A 17,671-nucleotide genomic window follows, 5' to 3' on the forward strand; every position below is an offset into this window, starting at 1 on the left:
TAAAGCTCAGTAAATTCAGCAAAGTTCAGGGTTTTGGGGGTTAGAGGCATGCTCCCTTTCCTAATTGTGAACGGCTTTTTGGCACCGGTGAACCCGGCCAATCCCCAGGTGAGCGGGATCCCAGGGGTAACGACGGGCAACTTGCGCTTTTTGGAGCTGGCGGTGCCCAACTACAACGTTATTGAAGTGTCCGGCAGCCGCTGCACCATTCAAATCAAAGGACCTACCGGCAGTGTTTTGACGGATCCCTTAGGGCGAAGGGGGGAACTGAATTTGCCGCAATGAGAAGTCGGCCAGACCGATGCGGGAGCTTCGCCGGATTTCTGGTCAGAATTGAGGGATCCCTGCTCTACTCGGGATCCCTTTTTTTGTAACTCTTTTTCGCGATTTTCAGCATGAGATTCTTAAGATCCTTAACGTGATCTGAATCATTCGGGAGAAACGGATCTGGGTGCTAGAGTGTGGGTGTTGAGGTGGATCCCTGTAGCCAAATCCATTCTTTCTCCGTTCTTCAGTAAGGAGGGCATTCCTATGGCTTCGGTGCGGGGCTGGTTGATGGCAAGCCTGATAGGGGCAGCCGCGGTTGTCGGGGGTGCTGCCGCCTGGGCTCAGAGCCGTAGTTTATGGCTTCTTAATGGACAATCGACCGTAGTTACAGGCTACTTCTACCAAGGTGAAAACATCTGGGCGCAGTGCGATCGGGATTGCTTCGATGTGGATCTGGTGCTTTACGATACCAGCGGTCGGGTGGTGGCTGCAGATGAACTGTTGGACGATTTCCCCATCGTGCAGGCGCCCTACGAGGGCAACTTTTCCGTCAAGGTGATTATGGCTAGCTGTCTCAACCCGCGTGGTTGCGCTGTGATTGTAGATTCGGACTACAGCTTCTAAAGGGGCGCCGGCTGTCCTTAACTTCGCCCCCACGGCTTGGAAAGCCAAGTCAGCAGCCTAGCCTGCTTTCTGGGTGGCTTCTTGCACTTTGGCGTGGGTAAACTTGCTTATGCCGTGGATGGTTTTTTCCCAGTAGAAGGGCTTGGTAAAAAGCTGCCACAGGGCCATATAGGCTGCGATGGAGTGGAGCTGCCAGTAGATGGGGTTGAGCAGGGCATAGAAGGCCAGATCGTAGTAGCCGCGTCGGAAGACAGCCACCAAGTTCAAGTAGATCCCGATGGCATTTCCTACCAGGAGATTGAACAAGCCTAGGTAGATCAGCCAACTCGGGAAAATGTTTTGCAGCCAATGAGCACGGGTGAGCAGCCAATAGAAAAAGAGCAGCCACATAATGGGGCTGGTGAGGAAGGTGAAGAAGCTGCCCCCGATGAAAAATTGGTAGGCCAGCCAGTTTTTGAGGCCCAGCTTGCGCAAGGAGCGCAGGGGGTTGCGGTTGTGGACCAGCCAAGTTTGCATGTAGCCTTTGATCCAGCGGGAGCGCTGCCGGATCCAGTTTTTAACGGCACAGTTGGCCTCTTCGTAGGTGGTGGAGTTGATCACGCCCACGGTATAGCCGTGCTGGCTGGCGCGGATGCCCAAGTCGGCGTCTTCAGTGACGTTGAACGGATCCCATCCCTGCAGCTCCCGCAGGCGGTCGGTGCGAAAGTGGTTGCTAGTGCCTCCCAGGGGGATCGGCATTCTGAGAGTTTCCAAACCCGGCAGCAGATAGTCGAACCAATAGGAATACTCCAGGGTGAACATGCGGGTGAGGAAGTTCTCGTTGCGGTTGAAGTAGTTAAGGGCAGCCTGGACGCAAACCAAGCTGGGATCCCCTTTTCGGAAGGCAATGACTGCTTTTTTGAGTTGGTCTGGATCTGGAATGTCTTCAGCGTCGTAGATGGTGAGGTATTCGCCACGGGCAAAAGCCAGGCCGTAGTTGCAAGCTTTGGGCTTGGTCTTGGGCTTGCTATCTGGCACGATGAGCAGGCGCACGTAGCGGGGGGGCTTGGCAGCTCGAGCTGCCTCAATGGTGTCTCGGTCGTTTTCCTCCAACAGAATAAGCACATCCAACCGCTCGTGGGGGTAATCCAGCTTGGAGAGAGACTTGATCAAAATCGGCATTACTTCCGGCTCTTTGTAGACCGGCACCAGAATGGTATAGATAGGCAAGTCGTGATCATCCAAAGCGGCTACTTCCTCATCGGTAATCTGGTGGAAGCGATCGGCGGATCCCACTAGGCTGAGCAGCAGTTTGAACAGGATCGAAGCGACGTAAAAAAGATTGATCAGCAGCACCAAAATGGTCAGAGTCGTCCAGGGAGCAGTGGCCAACCCCCAGAGCAACAGCAGCAGCAGGCCGTAGCCCACTGCAATCTGAGAGGGGGTAAACACCCGCGAGGCCGATTCCTCCGGCAGGCGGGCCATGAGCTTGTACACAGCTTCTTGGCTCAGCTTAGGTCCTTGATCCTGGCTGAGCAGTTGCGTGATATCCTGCTCGCTGCCCAGCACCTTTTCAATTCGCAAGCCTGGCCGCCAAGCGTAGAGGATCTCATCCACCGCCCAGTCCAGGGGGTCATTCACCATCACCATCAGAGCATTTTCATCTGCCCAGGCTAGGGGGTAGAACAGGTGGCGCATCATCAGCTCAGGATCAAACTGTTGGCTCAGATTCTCCTCCCGATGAAGCAGCCCCGTTCCCATCAGTTGCGAGACCGTTGGGTAGCCCAGCAAATGGGCTAGGATGCTGAGATACTCGGGGGTGGAGAGGTAGCTCAGCCGGGTCAGCACCTGCCCCAGGCTGGAGCCGGTGCGGCGGCAGATCTCCAAAGCCTGCTGCCACTGCTCTAAGGTAAGACGGCTGCCCAGCAGATCGGCGGCCAGCTTGCGCTCAAGGATGACCGTCAGGATCTGCTTTTCAGTGGCTGGGATCTCCCAGAGTTTTTCTGCTTCCGGGCACAGGCGTTTCACAGCCTGCCAAACGCCGGGGTAGCCCGGCTCTTCAGTGGCCACGACAACGGTTTGCGGGTCGAGCCAGCCACAGGGCAAAAAGCGCACCGGCACCAGATCGATAGGCTCGATCAGCCAAGGCAGCTCTAGGTCGAGGGGATGCTCGAGCAGCCAGTCTCTTAGCTTGGGCCGATCCAAGATCTGGCAGCAGAGATGAGCAAACTTGGAGGGGTGCATGGCCCGCAAGCTCCAAAGAGCCCTGGCCAAAGAGCAGCCCACTGCTTCGCGGTACTCCTCGGCTTCCGCCAGTTGCTGCCGGGTGAGGTAGCCTGTCTGCACCAGCCAGGACTTAATCGACTGCAGCATGGCCTCGAAGTTTGGGTTTGGCTTCAGTCTGGCTCAAGCAGAAGTCGATGACTAGCCTCCCTAGGAGAGGGTCGGGGATTCGGGGCGGCGGGCCAAGCGTTGGTAGGTATTCCAGGCCCCTACTGCCAGCAGGAGAGCCAGCACTAGCACCAGCCAGTAGCGGTACTGCCACAACAGGAGCTGCCAACTGAAGCGGCCTGGGTAGCGCACTCGATAGCCTTGAGGAGTGAGATCCCAGCTCTGTACTTGGGTGAGATCGGGGGCAGCGGCATAGGCGGTGAGCACGTTTCCCTGTAGCTGGTTGGCCAGGCGGGTGCGCGGATCGGCAAGGCCGCGGCTGAGGCGCTCTGCCAAAGCCGGGTCAGATCCCCACCAGGAAAGCCAAAGGGTGGGCTTGCCTTGGAGGAGAAAGTATTGCAAAAGGCCGAGATTCTCCTGGGGCTGAGCTGCCAGGGCAACCTGCTGGTTGAGGGGATTGATGATTTCAAACTGGGATCCCAGCCGGATGGGGCTATTCAGCTCCACCTGATCTGGCCCAGCCACGATTATCTGCCAGGCAAAGTTCTCTGCTTGGAGTTGGGATTTCCCCTCCGGCAAAAACTGGAGGGTGGGCAACAAGGGCTGTGCCGACAGACGACCAAGGGCACCCAAGAGATAAGCAGTAGCTGGCAGCAACTGGGGATCCCCCAGCCCAACCCGTCCGGATCCCTGCAGCACCGCCGGGATCTCCTGCAGCTCGCCAGTGGGGGCTTGGTAGCCGCTCCAGATAAAGCCAGAGCTATCCGAGCGCACTTGCAAAGTCAGCGGAGTCAGGGATCCCTGGCAATTACCGGGGCTGGCGCCATAGTCAAAGCGGAGCTCCAGTTGATTAAAGCGGCGCAGCAGGCGGGTGGGCAGGGTCACAGTTTCGTTGAGCTGGGTGCGGCCTGTCAGGTTGTAGGTGCGCAACAGAACGCCATTCAAGAACACGTAGCCGGTGAGGCGATCCCCCACTCGGCCATCCACCGGGTTCATAATGACGTCTAGTTGCGCCGCCAGATCCCGCGGCCGCCCCCCCAATTGGGACAGGCTGAAGTTGAAGACCAAAGACTGGCTGCCAAACCCCCGCAACATGGGATCCACGATCCCCAGCTCTCGCAGGCTGAGGCGGTTGGCCCTGAGCGCTCTCTCCAGATCCGCCACCCTTGTCACCTGGATGCCGCGGCTGACCAGCCCCGCCCGCTTCCATTCTTCATAGAGAGCAAGAATAGCTTCCCGGCGGGCGGCCACTCGCAGTCGGGATCCCTCTGGGGTAATTTGATGCTGCAAGTGGGGGGTGAAGTCCGCCGGCTCCAAGATCACCTGTGGCCCTTGCGCCGGACGATTGCTCCACAGGATAGGCGTTTGCGGAAACAGGTGAGAAAGGAGGCTGTACAGCCACAGAGCTGCTTCCGCCGTCTCAGAGGAAGGATTGGCCGGCACTACTAAAGTAACCTGAGGGTACAGCCGGCCCAGAAAACCGGCCACCGTGGCATCAGGAACGAGGGGCGCCAGCTCAAAGAAACTATCCCGCCCTACCGTCAGCAGTAAATTGCCGGTATTCAAGTCGGCGCAAATATCGTCGCTGATGCTCAGGAAAGGCTGCACCGACAAGGTGATAAAGCGCTCGCCAGCGGCCAAGCTGGGGATGGGCACCCGCACCACCGGCTCCTGCCGCAGGTCCCGCACCAGAAAAAGGCCCATTAGCTCCTCGTTGATCAGCACCCGCACCGTGGACGTGGGCTTGAGCACCGGCGAGGGAGTCAGGCGCAACTGCACAAAGCTGGCCTCAGGGTCAACACCGTTCAGGGGGGCAGGGATCCCGATATCTAGACGCGGGTTAGCTCCTTGCAGCAGCACCGAGCGGTCGTAGCCCAGCCTTTGCAGAGAAATGACTTCCGCTGCGTGGACAGCCGTCGGCCCGCAACACCAAAGCAAACCGGCAACCCACAAAGCCCACTGCCTTGCCTTCTGCGTCACCTTGACCCCCTCTTGCTTATCCCTCACTTGTCTAGTGCAGGCAAGCCCCTTGGCCCACCTGACCCAAGTTTGTCCGACATGCAGAAATCTGTAAGCTTTCGGGGTCTGTACGCACAAATCGTGGATTCGGATGCCCAGGGGATCCCTTTACTGGCGGGCGTAGTCGTCCTCAAAGCGCACGATGTCGTCTTCCCCAAGGTACTCCCCGTTCTGCACCTCGATCAACACCAAGGGAAGGGTGCCGGGGTTTTCCAGGCGGTGCTTGGTGCAGGGGGGAATGTAGGTGGACTCGTTGGAGCTCAGCAGCATCACCTCTTCTCCACGGGTCACTTTCGCTGTGCCCCTGACCACGATCCAGTGCTCGCTGCGGTGGTAGTGCATCTGCAGGCTGAGCCGATGGCCAGGCTTCACCTCGATGCGCTTGATCTTGTACATCGGGCCTTCATCCAAAACCCAGAAGGATCCCCAAGGACGGGTTTCTGCTTGAGAGGGTACCAGCTCAAGCGCTGGAACTGCTGCATCATTCACGTCCCGCACAGCCCGTAACATAAGATCATGTCCTCGCAAATCACCCTCATTCTTTCTCAGCGTCCGAGACCTCCTCATCGACAATATGGCTGAATTGGCCTACGCCAAAACTCGTAGATAAAGTCTCTCAGGCCAGGGAATGCTAATCTAGCCCTGTGTCCAGTTCCCAGACACGTCAGCCCATCCCCATACTTTTTCTGAAACTTGTTCTCATCAGACAACTCTTAAGGCTTGATTCGCTGTTGAATGAGTTGCCTTCTAACTTCTTGAAGTTGTTAAAGCAACCCATGTTTCTCACCAAGCTCAGGGCTTTCTTGCGGCTCTTCGGGTCTACCGGGATCCCGTTTCTGCTGCTGGCCATTCTTCTTTGGGGTCTGAAGGAGGGCTGGGGCTGGGTGAGCTTGGAGATGCAGTTTCTTGGCTATAAGGGATCCGTGGCGGCCTTGGGGCCGGATCCGCGCCTGCCCATTGTGGGCACCACTTTTCCCCCTTCGCTGGTGCTGGCCACGGCCATTCTGGGACGATCCCCACTGGTGTTGCAGACTGTCCTGGGCTGTCTGGTGCTGGGCTGGGTGTGGCGGCAGTTGCGCCGTTTGCCGGTGGAGGTGGGGTGGCGCTGGCTGTGGGGCTTGTTGATGATGGTGCAGCCGACTTTGATCTTGATGTTGCTGCGCAGCCCCGTTTGGACGGCTACGGCGGGGTTGGTGGGGGTGAACATGGCCCTGCTGCTTCCTTTAAGTAGAGTAAGTAGAGAGGAGCGGGCCAGGTCAGAGACTGCGGCGGATCCTGGCGAGCTGCCCGTTGCGCTACGGCTACTGCTCATTGGGCTGGCGCTGGGGCCCCTGATGGTGCTGCGTTGGGAAAGTGGGTGGCTGCTGCCCTGGGTGGCAGGGATGCTGCTGTTGGCTTTTCGCAAACAGTCCTGGGGTTTTCGGCTGGTTTCGCTGCTGGTGGCAGGGTTTATCAGCCTGGCCCTGATGTTGAGCTGGCTGTACGTGAACTGGCTGTCGGCAGGGGATCCCTGGGCTTTCACCTACCAGGTGGGCAGCGGTCTGCGGCTGCCGCAATTGCGGGAAGACTTGCAGCAGGCGGGTGGCTGGCGGGGGGTGCTGGAGGCTGGGAAATGGCTGGCGGTGCTGGCCCCTGCCTATCTGCTGTTGGGGCTGGGATCCCTGCTGGGCCGAGGCCCGGGTCGCTGGGTATGGGTTCTGGTCTGGGGGATGCCGCTGGTCATCCTGCTGGCTTCTCTAGGGCAGGGGCTGTTTTTGCCGGAGCTGAGCCGCTTTGGCCTTTTCTGGGTGCCGCTGCCTTTGCTGATGGGCGCCTACTTGTGTCGCGGAGCCGGCCCCGGCTGGGCTAAGCGCCTGTTGATCACTGCCCTCTTGGGGTTGAACTGCCTCACTGCCGGTTATGGGGTGAGCCAAGAGCCGGGTTTCCTCATGCCCCTGGTGGCCGAGGAGCGGGATCTCTGGGAGCGGCTGGTGGCAGGGGTAGTGCCCCTTAGTGGCGAGTTGGAAGCTGCCCAAAACCTGTATGAAGTAACCTCTGCTGGGCAAGCCCTAGAAGACTGGCGGAGGCTGCGGCAGGAAAAGCGCCAGGTTGGGCAGTATCTCTATCGCCACCTGTTGCCCGGACAAAAAGTGCTGGTGGACGACGACATCCACTTTGAGGCTATCTTTTGGGCAAGGGATCCCCGCTCTTTCCTTACTCCTCACCAGTACGAGTTTGCCCTGGCCCTTCAGCATCCCCAGGAAAGGGTGGACTACCTCTTGGTAGCGGGGCTGGCGGATCCCTTGCGGAGCGCCGATCGCATCCTGCAATTTTGGCCTGAGCTCAATTTTGAGGGGCTGCCGGGCTTCAGGGAGGTTTATAGCTCCCCCCAAGTGCGGCTGTGGGCTCGCCAACACCAAGAGGAACCGCAGGAGGAGAGGAGATGAAAAGGAGACGATCCTGGCAGCGGCGACAGGTGCTGCAGATGGGCGGAGCGCTGCTGGCTGCCTATGGGGTTGCCGGCTGTGGCCAGGAGTTTTTGAGTCAGCAGGGGAGTCGCAGCCCGGAAAATGCCGAGACGGGAAGCATGAACTTGTCAGAGCTGCTGGCCCGCTGGCAGGTGGGCATTGGCGAGGATCCCGGTCGCTTCCTCTGGGAAATCGAGTCGGATCCGCAGGTGGCGGCAGTGGCGCAGGGGTGGGATCCCCATTTCCTGAGCGGCTGGCTGAACAGCTTTGACCACCGCCAGGGGGATCTCTCCTTCTGGCGCAACTGGCACCAGGCCGGGCTTTTGCGGCAGTGGTTTGAGCGGGGCTATACCCTCCACATCATCACCTGGGAAGACGACACCCACCGCCCCTGCGGCGACTACCACATCTCCCAGCAGTTTATCCAAGACGTAGCCGAGCTGGCGGGGTATATTGCCCAAGCCAACCCCCAAGGCCGCCCTACCTATTGGAGCCTGGCCACGGAGTTTTCCTATTGGCGGATCCCTGCCGATACCTACAACGCCGACACTGCCCCCTACTACCAGGCTCTCATGCGCAGCGTCCTAGGAGCTCGCCAGGCCATCAAGGAGCGTTTGCCAGAGGCCGAAGTGGCCCTCTGTTGGGGCGGGTGGATTGCCACCTTCGACGATCCCCAGCGCGGGTCGGGGCGCAGCATGGTGGAGCCCTTTGCCGAGACGATGAGCCAGATGGACGGGATTGCCTTCCAGTCCATGCGCCAGCGGCGGCCAGGGGAGTTTAACCCAGAGCTGAACGGGCCGGATCCGGGCAACCCTGAGCAGATCCGCCTCTGTTGCCATCTCTTTGCCCCCATCCACTCCAACCTGATGTTGGCCCACTACGAGCCATCGATTAAGGACAAGCACCCCAACGGCGGTCGGGCCGACACGGTCCAGGTGGACTTTGCCATCATGAGCCGGCGGGAGTGGCTGCAGGAGGTGTCGCAACTGGGGCTGCGGCGCATGTCTCTCATGCACTACGGCCTCTACAAGGGGGATCCCTATGGAGCGCTGACGGCAGCGCGGCAATTTCGGGCCCGCGTGGGTTTGCCGGCTGTTGCCAGGAGGGTGTAGCCGTGGAGACGAGGACCCAAAACGGCCTTTGGCAGATACAATCCCCCTTGCCGGCGCTGTTGTTGGGGATCCCCAGATGAAGCCTTTTGCCATAGCAAGAAGCTGGCTGCTGGGCCTAAGCCTTGTCTTGGGTCTGGAGCTGCCAGCCTGGGCAGGCTGTGGCTTTCCTCGCGGAGAAGGGAAAACGTTTTTCTCGCTGCAGCCTGAGGTGTACCAACCCCGCACCCGCTTTGATCAGGGGGGACGCCTGCAGCCGGCCCTTTCGGAGTACGGAGAAACCCGCCTCAACCTTTTCGCCGAGACTGGCCTTAGCGATCAGCTCACTCTCAACCTCAACACCAGCTACGTTTTCATCGAAAATCGCTTTGCCAGCGGGGCTGACACCGTTACCCAGCGCAACCAGGGCCTGCGGGATCTGGAACTGGGCCTGCGCCATACTTGGGGGAACGGGGATCCCTTCCTTTCGGCCCAATTGACGGCCTTGATCCCGCCGGGATACGCCACCCGAGACATCCCCCTGCCCTTGGGGTACGGTGTTTTCGGCTACGATCTCAAAGTTGGGGTGGCGGCCAATACCCAGTTGGGATCCCTGCCTGCCTTTTTCGACTCCTGCCTCACCTTGCGGGATTACCTAGGCTATCCGGGCGACCGCCTCAAAGCCAACTTGACCTTTGGAGCGGATCTCAGCCCTGAGGTGCAGGCCATTGTGGCCCTGGATGGCGACTTTACCCTCGGCAACGGCGCCCCTTTGCTCTTTGGAGATGTGACAGTGCAGGATCCCGACTACGATAGCCTCAAGCTTTCCGGCCAGCTCAACTGGCGCCTAGAGGGGGGGCTGACCCTGGGGTTGGGCGGGTTTCAGTTTTTGACGGGCCGCAACACCAATGCCGGCGGCGGCTTCACCGGCTATGTGTGGCTAAGTTACTAAAACCCAACAAAATGTTGCGGGATATCCACCTCGGCAACAGGGATCCCCAGAGCCAGATCTAGGATGAGTCTTGGCAAACCTTGGCCTGGAGAACGGATCCCATGCCTCGCTTTGAGAACATCATTGCCGCCATCGACGGCAGCGGCCCCACCGAGCAGATGGTGCATACTCTCCTGTCCTTGCCGGCCTTTGCCCAGTGCCACGTGACGCTGCTGCATGCGGTGCCTTCCCAGACTTCTGCCGAGGAGATGCGGGCTGCCTGGCAAAAGGGGCAGGAACTGCTGGCCCAAACCCTGCAGACTTTCCCCCCCCGCCCAGGGCTAAAGATCGGCACGCAACTGGTGGAAGGGGATCCCAAGGTGGTGGTGCTGCAGGTGGCCGAGTCCCTGCCCAATCCGCTGATTGTGATGGGATCCCGGGGGCGCAACCGCATCATGGCCATTTTGCAGAACTCGGTCAGCCAATACGTGTTCCAGCTCGCCTCCTGCCCCATGCTGCTGGTCAAAGACGACGCCTACGTCAAATACCCCAGCCACGTCATGGTGGCCCTCAACAACTCCCCCGCTGCCCAGGCCGCCTTTGCCACGGCCCTGGATCTAGTGGCCGGCATCCCGGGAGCCCAGATTTTCCTAGCCTCTGTGCAACTGGATGCCGATGCCCAAGGCCGGGACGAGGCTTTGGATAAGGCCATTGCCACCCTCAAAAGCCGCCAAATCCCCCACCGGGTGTTTACGGCGGTCGGCGATCCCGGCGCCGAGATCGTGCGCCTGGCGGAAGAGAGCAAGGCCGACCTGCTGGTGATGGGATCCCCAGATCGCCGGCCCAGCATTGCCCGCAGCATCCCCGATTTGGATCGCCTGCTGGGGCGCTCCATCTCCGACTATGTGCGGGTGCACATCGGCTGCCCCGTGCTGATGGTGCGGTCTGCTCAAGACTAGAGACTGGTCACTCCCTAAGGCAGGATAGAACGGCGCTCCGTCACGCGGTCGCTTTGCTGCTGGCGATCCGGGCTGACGGCCCAAGCCTCGAAGATGAGCTCAGGGACGCCAGGGGGGATGGTCATGCGGGTGAGGGCTTGCCACCGCCCCTGCTCGTCGCGGGAGAAGTCCAACAACCACCGGGGGCCATCCACCAAAGAGCGGGTGTGACCGTGCTTGACCCAAAACTTAATCCACAAAGGAGGCTGAGCGGTGGAGCTACTGGCAGAATTGACGGAAGCCGGCAAACGCAGCACTACATCGAAGTTGTCACCTGCCCGCAGTTGCTCAGGCACCACCAGTTGCGGCGCCGGGCAAGCTCCCGGCACCTGCGGGGAAAGAGGCGAGGTTCCCGGACTGGCGGCGGCGAGCGGTGGCGGCGGAACCGCCTCCTCGCGAGGTGGCTCAGGTTGGGGTGGTGGAGAAGAGGATGAGATGGGCACTGGCCCAACCTCAGGTTGGGCGGCAGGTTCGGGCGCGGTGTCTGCTAGGGAGGCTGGGAGCTCTTCTGGCTGAAGCGGGCCCAAAACTTCTCCAGCCTCCTCTTTTTCCGCAGGGGCGCTGCGCTGCGAGATGCGCAACAACTTCTGCAGGGTGCGTTCGGGGGACAGCAAGGGTGAGGGCGGGGAAGAACTGCCGGCTGCGGCTGGCGTTTCTTCTTGCCGCTGCTGACCGGCAGGGATCCCTGGGGAGGGTGGGAGGACTTCCCCCTGGCCGCGACAGCGAACGGAAAAGGAGATCCGCAGCGGCTCTGGATCCGACCAGGAAGAGGGAGTGAGGCGCAGTTCCCCCCGCAGCGGACGGCTCCAGGTATGGCTCGGCAGGGTGATGGGAATGCTGAACACTGCCGTCCGGGCTTCAGTCGGAAATTGAATCAGCCGTTGCCCCTCGAAAACCGGGCTCTGCTCCCCTTCATCTTCTTGCCAAACTCGTACCCGCAGCTCGCCACTACAGCCAATCCGCCCCGTCACCACCAGCACTTCCCCCGGAGATCCCTCCAATTCGCTGTGCATCAGGGAAAACAGCTCTGGCGGGATGGCAACCTCTTTTTTCTGAGCCAGCTCAGGAGGTTCAGACGCGACTTCTTGGGCCGCCGGGGATAGTGCCTGTTTCCGCTGCACCGGGGCGGGCACAACCTGGAAGCGCAGGCAATTGTTCAGCTCCGCCTCGCCAAATAACTCGGCGATCAAATCGGCATCTCGGCAGTGCAACTCCCAAAAACCAGGGGCGAGGTGGGTGGCCGGCAGGATGACGCCGATCCCCTCCTCGTTGGTGCGAACAGAACGGGTTTGCATGAGCGAGGCGGCTGTCTTGGGGTTGGCTACCGCTGGGGATCCGCTATTTTCGGTCGGCAGAGGGCGCTGGCGGACTTCCACTGTGATGGTGAAGTGGGGCTGGGGAGAACGGGCAACGATGGTGTAGGTGTCCTCTTCCAGAATGGCTCCCTCGGCTGGTACCGGCTGCCAGTCTTCTCGGCCGTTGCGCCGCACCCAAAAACTCAACATCGCTCCCTCACCTCTGGGACACCAAATACTTCACCAGGTCAGCTTGCAAGAGGGTTTGCTGCTGCCCCGTGGGCAAGTGCTTGAGCTGCACCTCCCCGGCCGCAGCTTCCGCATCCCCCAGCGCGACAGCCCAGGTCGCACCGCTGCGGCTGGCCCGCTTGAACTGCTTGCTGAAAGCGCTGCCGCTCAGATCCAGCTCGGTGCAGAAGCCGGCTTGGCGCAGAGCTTGGGCAATCTGAAGGGATTGGGCCTCCGCTTTGGCGCCGCGGGAGATCACGTAAACCTCGACCGATGTTGGCGGAATCTCCTGTTGTTTCTTCTGCAGCAGCAAAACCAGCCGCTCCAGGCCGATGGCCCAGCCCACCGCCGGGGTGGGAGGCCCGCCCAGCTCCTCCACCAGACCGTCGTAGCGGCCACCCCCACAGACGGTGCTCTGGGATCCCAGCTCCGGCGAGACGATCTCAAAGGCGGTGTGGGTGTAGTAGTCCAGGCCGCGCACCAGGTAGGGATCCAGCTCATAGGGAATGTCTAGGGCTTGGAGATGGGCCTGCACTTGCTCGAAGAAGGCCCGCGAGTCAGCACTGAGGTAATCGGGCAGCTTGGGCCCTTGTTCAGCAATGGTGCGGGTATGGGGATCCTTGCTGTCGAGGATGCGCAACGGGTTGCGGACAAGGCGCTCCTGGGAGTCCGGATCCAGCTCTTCCTTCAAAGGGGTAAGGTAGTCCACCAGGGCTTGGCGATAGGCCCGCCGATCCTGCGGATCCCCGAGGGAGTTGAGCCGCAAGGTGAGGTTTTCCGCCCCCACTGCCCGCAGCAGATCCCAGGCCAAGGCGATGACCTCGGCATCGGCGCGGGGATCGCGGCTGCCCAGCAGCTCCACCCCCAACTGGTGGAATTGGCGCTGCCGCCCCGCCTGGGGACGCTCATAGCGAAACATCGGCCCACAGTACCAGAGGCGCTGCACATCGCCGGCCACCTGCAACCCATGCTGGATGTAGGCCCGCACCACGCCGGCGGTGTTCTCGGGGCGCAGGCTCACCTCCTGCTCGCCGCGGGTGCTAAAGGAGTACATCTCCTTGCCCACCACGTCGGTGGCGCTGCCAATGCTGCGGGCAAAGAGTTCTGTCAGCTCCAGAATCGGGGTGCGGATCTCCTGGTAGTTGGCTCGCCCCAAGATCTCGCGGGCGCTGGCCTCCACCTGCTGCCAAAGCCGTACCTCCTGCGGCAGGATATCTCGGGTGCCGCGCACCGCCTGGATCATCTCCATGCCTGTTCTCCCCCGCCCAGAACCACGGCTTGCTGCGCCAATGGTCGGCGTCAGTTTTTTCCTATCAACTCAATTATCGATTATCGGCTATCGGCAGCCGCGTTCCCCATTGCCGACGGGGCAAGCTGAGCCTGAGCTAAACCCCAACAGGAGTAGGTGGCGGCCACTTGGCTGCTGGCAGCCACAGCGGCGGTGGTGGAGCGCAAAATGGTGGTGCCCAGGGAAACCGGCACTCCGCCATGGGCTTCCGCCTGACGGCGCTCGGCCTCCGTCCAGCCGCCTTCTGGGCCGATGGCCACCGCCAAGACGGGATCCCTCTCCGAGAGCCTCAGCTTCGGCAGGGCTTGCAGCAGGAGGGGAGCGTTCTCCCGCGCCACAGCAATGCCCCACCAATCGGCTTTGAGCTCGGCCAGCCAACTTGTCCAAGGGGTAGGGGGATCAACCTGGGGCCAGCGCAGCCGCTCACATTGTTCGGCGGCCTCCTGCACAATTTTCTGCCAGCGTTCCCGCCGGCCCCATCCCGGCTCCACCACGGTGCGCTCCGTCAGCAGAGGGGTAATGCGCGCCGCTCCCAGCTCGGTGACCTGGCGAAACACCTCGTCAAACCCCGGCCCCTTGACCACTGCCAAGCCCAGATGCAAATAAACGGGCAGCTCCCGCGGCAGCGCCTCCACCTCGCCCATAACCTGGGATCCCTGCGGCTGCCAATGGGCCAGCCACAGCTTGCCGGAGCCATCCAAAACCAAGAACGGATCCCCCGGCTTGAGGCGGCGCACCCGCTGCAAGTAGTGCTCTTGCGGGCCGGTTAAACGGAGAACACCGCCGGCATCCCGTTGAGCCGGGTCGATGGCCAGGCGGGGCAGAGAACTCAGGTCATGCGTGCGTTCAGACAGCACCATTCTCCCCGTCGCCAGAGGGCTGCCACCGCCCATTCGTTGGCCTCCAACATCTCCGCCACCAACTTGGCCTGCTCGAGGAGGATACCGCTGAGGATCAGCCACCCCCCCTTTTTCACCACCAGGCCAAACTCTGGGATCATATCCAGGATCACGTCCGTCAGAATGTTGCACACCAGCCCGTCCACCATCTCGGGAATGTGCTCCAGGCTCCCCTGGGCCACCACAATGCGATCGGTGAGGCCGTTGAGGTCGCGGTTGTGGAGCGTGGCCTGCACCGCCAGCGGGTCGATGTCCACCGCAAACACCCGCTTTGCCCCCAAAAGAGCCGCCGCCACCGACAAAATGCCCGATCCACAGCCCACATCGGCCACTGTTACCCCCTCTGTGCCCGCCCCCAGGCGCATCTCCAAAGCCTCCAGGCAGAGCTGGGTGGTGGGGTGCGTGCCCGTGCCAAAGGCCATGCCCGGATCCAGCCGCAACAGGAGACGACCGGGATGGGGGGGGGGATCCAGCCAGGCCGGACAGATGAGCAGCTTGTCCCCAACTGGCTCGGGCTGCCAGTGCTGCTTCCAACTGTTGCTCCAATCCTCCGCTTCTATGCGTTCCCAGCGCAGTTTGGGGATGGGCTGGCCAGCCACAAGGGCGTCTTGCCGCAGGCGCAGCGCCAGAGCGGCCAAATCCAAAAGGGTGGCGCGGAACCAGGGCAAATAGGCGTGAATGCTGATTCGATCTTCGCCATGAGCCTGGCTGGCCATGCCCTGACAGCCAAAGCTCTCCAGCCGCCAAAAGATCTGATCCTCCTGGGCAGGGGAAGCGATGATGTTGAGAGCCCACCAGGCCCCACCGGGATCCGGCGCTTGGGCAGGCGAGAGCAGGCTGGGGTCGGCAACGGTTGTGCTCACGGGGATCCCTTCAACAAACCTAAGGAAAACCGAAGTTTTGGCTAACAGAATAGCGCTCCAAGTTGCCAGCAGGCTAGCACTTAATCCAGCACTCTATATCAAAAATTGCAGTTCTCCCCTCAATTCATAGTTTAGGCTTTAAGAGCCTGCCCCACTGTTCCTGGTTGGTCTGGGATTTGAAGGCGCACACCCGTCGGCTTGGCAGCGACGCAGGGATGGACTTCCCCCCAATTGGGGGATGGCCCTCAGCGGTTCCTTGGATGCCCAGCTCGGCCTTGTGAGATAGATTAAATCCAAAAGCATTGAACAAGAATTGGGTACAGCGTTGACGTGCTTTCCAGCCTCAGTGATTTTACTGATAGATGAGGTTTGGCCGGGGCATGCTGAGTAACGATGGAGAGGAAGCAATGCAGGCGGCAAAGTCGATGTCAACCGAGCAGTCAGCGCAGCAGCCGAAGGTGGCTCCTCTTGCCAGAGGGGAAAGGGCTGGCCACGAGGATCCCCAGCCGCTCGCAGTCAGCACTCGCAAGCACTCCGTCCCGCTGGCGCGAACGGCTCTCATGCAGCGCTTTAACCGCAGCTTTCCGCCTTTTTATAGCCAGTTCGTCAGCAGCGAGGTGCAGGCTCAAAATCTGCGCTTGGCCTATGCCCTCTACCAAACCCGCAAGGCCGTGGTACAGATGCGGGACGAGCGCAGCAAGACGGTGGTTTGTCTGGCCTATCGCAACCGCCCTTCTCTGCTCAGCGACCTGTTTGGGGTGCTCACCGCTTTCAATCTCTCGGTGCACGGCATCCACCTTTACGGGCAGATCTACTCACCGCACTTGGTGTTTATCCGCGTCACCGTCTCGCGCGATGGCCACAGCCTTTCTGCCCAGACCAAGCTCAACCTAGAACGGGCTATTCACGAGTGCTTGGCGGGGGTGTTTCCCGTTCACGAAACCTTGGCGCTGGAGTTTGATCTCAAGGCCGGCTTGAAAGACACCCAGGTTTCTTTTTATTTTGACCCGGTGTTTCATCTGCCCACGCTGTTGGTGGATGTGGACAACCAGCCGGGCGTGTTTTACCGGGTGATGACCGCTCTGGCGCAGGAGGAGTTGACCGTTGTTCACCTCAATCTGATGCTCCGCCGCAAGCAGACGCGCTTCATTTTCTACTTGCTGGGGCCGGATGCAACTCCAACCCTGCCGGAGTTCCTAGGGCAAAAATTGGCGTTGAGCATCCAGCAGCGGCTGCAAGGGGATCCCGTCTAATCGGCACTAGATCTGCATAGGACTGGGGGGCAAATCGAAAAGGACGGTGCTCAGGTAGCGCTCGGCCCAGGCGGGGCCAAAAGCTTTTTCCAAAACGCGGCGGGTGCGGTCGTTTTGCTGTTGTTGGCTGCAGTAGCGCTGCTGCCCTTGGTAGTGGGCCAGGATCTGGACAGGATCTGTCTGCGGGGGGATCTGTTGCGCCAGCCGGCAGTGGATTTCCAGGTAACGGCAGGCAAAATACAAAAAGCGGTCGGCTTCCGCCTCATCGCCGGGCCGGATGAACAGGCAGTAGGGAGAAAAAATCGTCCCCCACGGCGGCAACTGGCGCCGGTTTTGGAAAGGGGCGAGATGAGCTCCCAAGGCTTCCAGCTCTTGAATGTAGGGATCCGGCAAAGTGGGGGTGACCGGCGAGAGATCGACGATGGCGGCGCTCACCTGGCCGCGGCCGGCCACAATGTCACAGCCAAACAGCGGCAGCGGGTACTGCGGCTGCGGAAACATGACGCAGTGGAGGATATCCAGGCTTTGCCCGGCCTGGGCCAGCTCCAGGTGCAGCTTGCGAAAGGGATCCCCTTGGTAGCAGCGGTTTTCGATCTGCAGTTTCTCGCCTTCCAGGCGGCCCTCCACATAGCCCAGCTCCGCCGGCAGGGCATAGGGAGCCAGGCTGAGGTGGGATCCCCAAATGCTCAGAATCGCCTCCGAAAGGCGCTGGATGAGGGGATGCAGTTGCGCTTGCAGAGCAGGGGCGGTGAACATGGGAGCCAAGAAGACCGGTTAAGCGACAAGTCCTCGAAAGCCCTGCCGGGCCAATCCGCAAAGGTGCCCTCCTGAGATCCAGGTTTCAGGAAGCTGAGGTGGGACTTAATAAAGCGAGGGATCCCAGCCAGTCCAGGGCTGCCGGGGGCTTTGGCGGAGGTGGAGAGGGCCGGATGCTGACCCTAGCGGGCGTTGGCAGCGTTGAGCGCCATTGGATTGATCGAGGACGGAAGGGGTGGGATTCGAACCCACGGTGACCTTGCGGCCACAACGCTTTTCGAGAGCGTCACAATCAACCACTCTGTCACCCTTCCAGTCTGCATAGGGCTTTACCATCTTAGCGGC

At 60.8% G+C, this 17,671-nt stretch carries 15 protein-coding genes and 1 tRNA gene; 7 read left to right on the plus strand and 9 right to left on the minus strand.

What is annotated here, in order from left to right; translation table 11 throughout:
• The first annotated feature begins 48 nt into the window (after positions 1-48).
• On the plus strand, positions 49-285 hold the full coding sequence (locus tag GG26_RS04495; RefSeq protein ID WP_414389094.1) for a hypothetical protein: 237 nt from the start codon (positions 49-51) through the stop codon (positions 283-285).
• 246 nt (positions 286-531) lie between these two features.
• On the plus strand, positions 532-891 hold the full coding sequence (locus tag GG26_RS04500) for a hypothetical protein (protein WP_414389096.1): 360 nt from the start codon (positions 532-534) through the stop codon (positions 889-891).
• Between the two features lie 57 nt (positions 892-948).
• Here the strand turns inward: GG26_RS04500 and GG26_RS04505 are convergent, their stop codons facing one another.
• The 3 genes from GG26_RS04505 to GG26_RS04515 all read right to left on the minus strand — a co-directional run bounded on the left by GG26_RS04505 (position 949) and on the right by GG26_RS04515 (position 5,790).
• Entirely contained in the window at positions 949-3,243 is a 2,295-nt protein-coding gene (locus tag GG26_RS04505; protein ID WP_414389098.1) for a glycosyltransferase family 2 protein, read from the minus strand.
• A gap of 60 nt (positions 3,244-3,303) precedes the next feature.
• Positions 3,304-5,199 (minus strand): cellulose biosynthesis cyclic di-GMP-binding regulatory protein BcsB, encoded by a 1,896-nt coding sequence (locus GG26_RS04510; RefSeq protein WP_414389100.1) that lies wholly within the window; start codon positions 5,197-5,199, stop codon positions 3,304-3,306.
• A gap of 189 nt (positions 5,200-5,388) precedes the next feature.
• The gene (locus tag GG26_RS04515; protein WP_414389102.1) at positions 5,389-5,790 is read right to left on the minus strand and encodes a cupin domain-containing protein; all 402 of its coding nucleotides are present in this window, start codon (positions 5,788-5,790) and stop codon (positions 5,389-5,391) included.
• 266 nt (positions 5,791-6,056) lie between these two features.
• On the opposite strand from GG26_RS04515, the gene GG26_RS04520 reads away from it, so the two are divergent.
• The 4 genes from GG26_RS04520 to GG26_RS04535 all read left to right on the plus strand — a co-directional run bounded on the left by GG26_RS04520 (position 6,057) and on the right by GG26_RS04535 (position 10,705).
• The gene (locus GG26_RS04520; protein ID WP_414389104.1) at positions 6,057-7,706 is read left to right on the plus strand and encodes a hypothetical protein; all 1,650 of its coding nucleotides are present in this window, start codon (positions 6,057-6,059) and stop codon (positions 7,704-7,706) included.
• Positions 7,703-8,839: a hypothetical protein gene (locus GG26_RS04525; protein WP_414389106.1), complete on the plus strand. Its 1,137-nt coding sequence runs from the start codon at positions 7,703-7,705 to the stop codon at positions 8,837-8,839. The genes GG26_RS04520 and GG26_RS04525 overlap by 4 nt, the downstream gene beginning before the upstream one ends.
• A 76-nt stretch (positions 8,840-8,915) precedes the next feature.
• The gene (locus tag GG26_RS04530; protein WP_414389108.1) at positions 8,916-9,767 is read left to right on the plus strand and encodes a hypothetical protein; all 852 of its coding nucleotides are present in this window, start codon (positions 8,916-8,918) and stop codon (positions 9,765-9,767) included.
• Positions 9,768-9,868: 101 nt separating this feature from the next.
• Positions 9,869-10,705, plus strand: a complete 837-nt coding sequence (locus tag GG26_RS04535; RefSeq protein ID WP_414389110.1) for a universal stress protein — start codon at positions 9,869-9,871, stop codon at positions 10,703-10,705.
• Between the two features lie 14 nt (positions 10,706-10,719).
• Here GG26_RS04535 and GG26_RS04540 read toward each other — a convergent pair whose 3' ends face one another.
• The 4 genes from GG26_RS04540 to prmA form a co-directional block, all read right to left on the minus strand.
• Positions 10,720-12,249, minus strand: coding sequence for a hypothetical protein (locus GG26_RS04540; protein WP_011431289.1), 1,530 nt, complete (start codon positions 12,247-12,249; stop codon positions 10,720-10,722).
• Between the two features lie 7 nt (positions 12,250-12,256).
• Positions 12,257-13,516, minus strand: coding sequence for a histidine--tRNA ligase (gene hisS, locus GG26_RS04545; protein ID WP_099812814.1), 1,260 nt, complete (start codon positions 13,514-13,516; stop codon positions 12,257-12,259).
• A gap of 80 nt (positions 13,517-13,596) precedes the next feature.
• Positions 13,597-14,415 (minus strand): 16S rRNA (uracil(1498)-N(3))-methyltransferase, encoded by an 819-nt coding sequence (locus GG26_RS04550; RefSeq protein ID WP_011431287.1) that lies wholly within the window; start codon positions 14,413-14,415, stop codon positions 13,597-13,599.
• Positions 14,385-15,290 (minus strand): 50S ribosomal protein L11 methyltransferase, encoded by a 906-nt coding sequence (gene prmA, locus GG26_RS04555; protein ID WP_049749840.1) that lies wholly within the window; start codon positions 15,288-15,290, stop codon positions 14,385-14,387. Before prmA ends, GG26_RS04550 begins: the two co-directional genes overlap by 31 nt.
• A gap of 407 nt (positions 15,291-15,697) precedes the next feature.
• Between prmA and GG26_RS04560 the strand changes: the two genes are divergently transcribed.
• The gene (locus GG26_RS04560) at positions 15,698-16,570 is read left to right on the plus strand and encodes a hypothetical protein (RefSeq protein ID WP_228375328.1); all 873 of its coding nucleotides are present in this window, start codon (positions 15,698-15,700) and stop codon (positions 16,568-16,570) included.
• Positions 16,571-16,576: 6 nt separating this feature from the next.
• Here GG26_RS04560 and GG26_RS04565 read toward each other — a convergent pair whose 3' ends face one another.
• Positions 16,577-17,326, minus strand: a complete 750-nt coding sequence (locus tag GG26_RS04565; RefSeq protein ID WP_099812816.1) for a phycocyanobilin:ferredoxin oxidoreductase — start codon at positions 17,324-17,326, stop codon at positions 16,577-16,579.
• Between the two features lie 227 nt (positions 17,327-17,553).
• Positions 17,554-17,640 (minus strand) — tRNA-Ser (locus GG26_RS04570).
• Positions 17,641-17,671 lie beyond the last annotated feature (31 nt).

The organism is Synechococcus sp. 'PEA 65AY6A-5F PE A' (assembly GCF_047462575.1).
Taxonomy (GTDB): domain Bacteria; phylum Cyanobacteriota; class Cyanobacteriia; order Thermostichales; family Thermostichaceae; genus Thermostichus.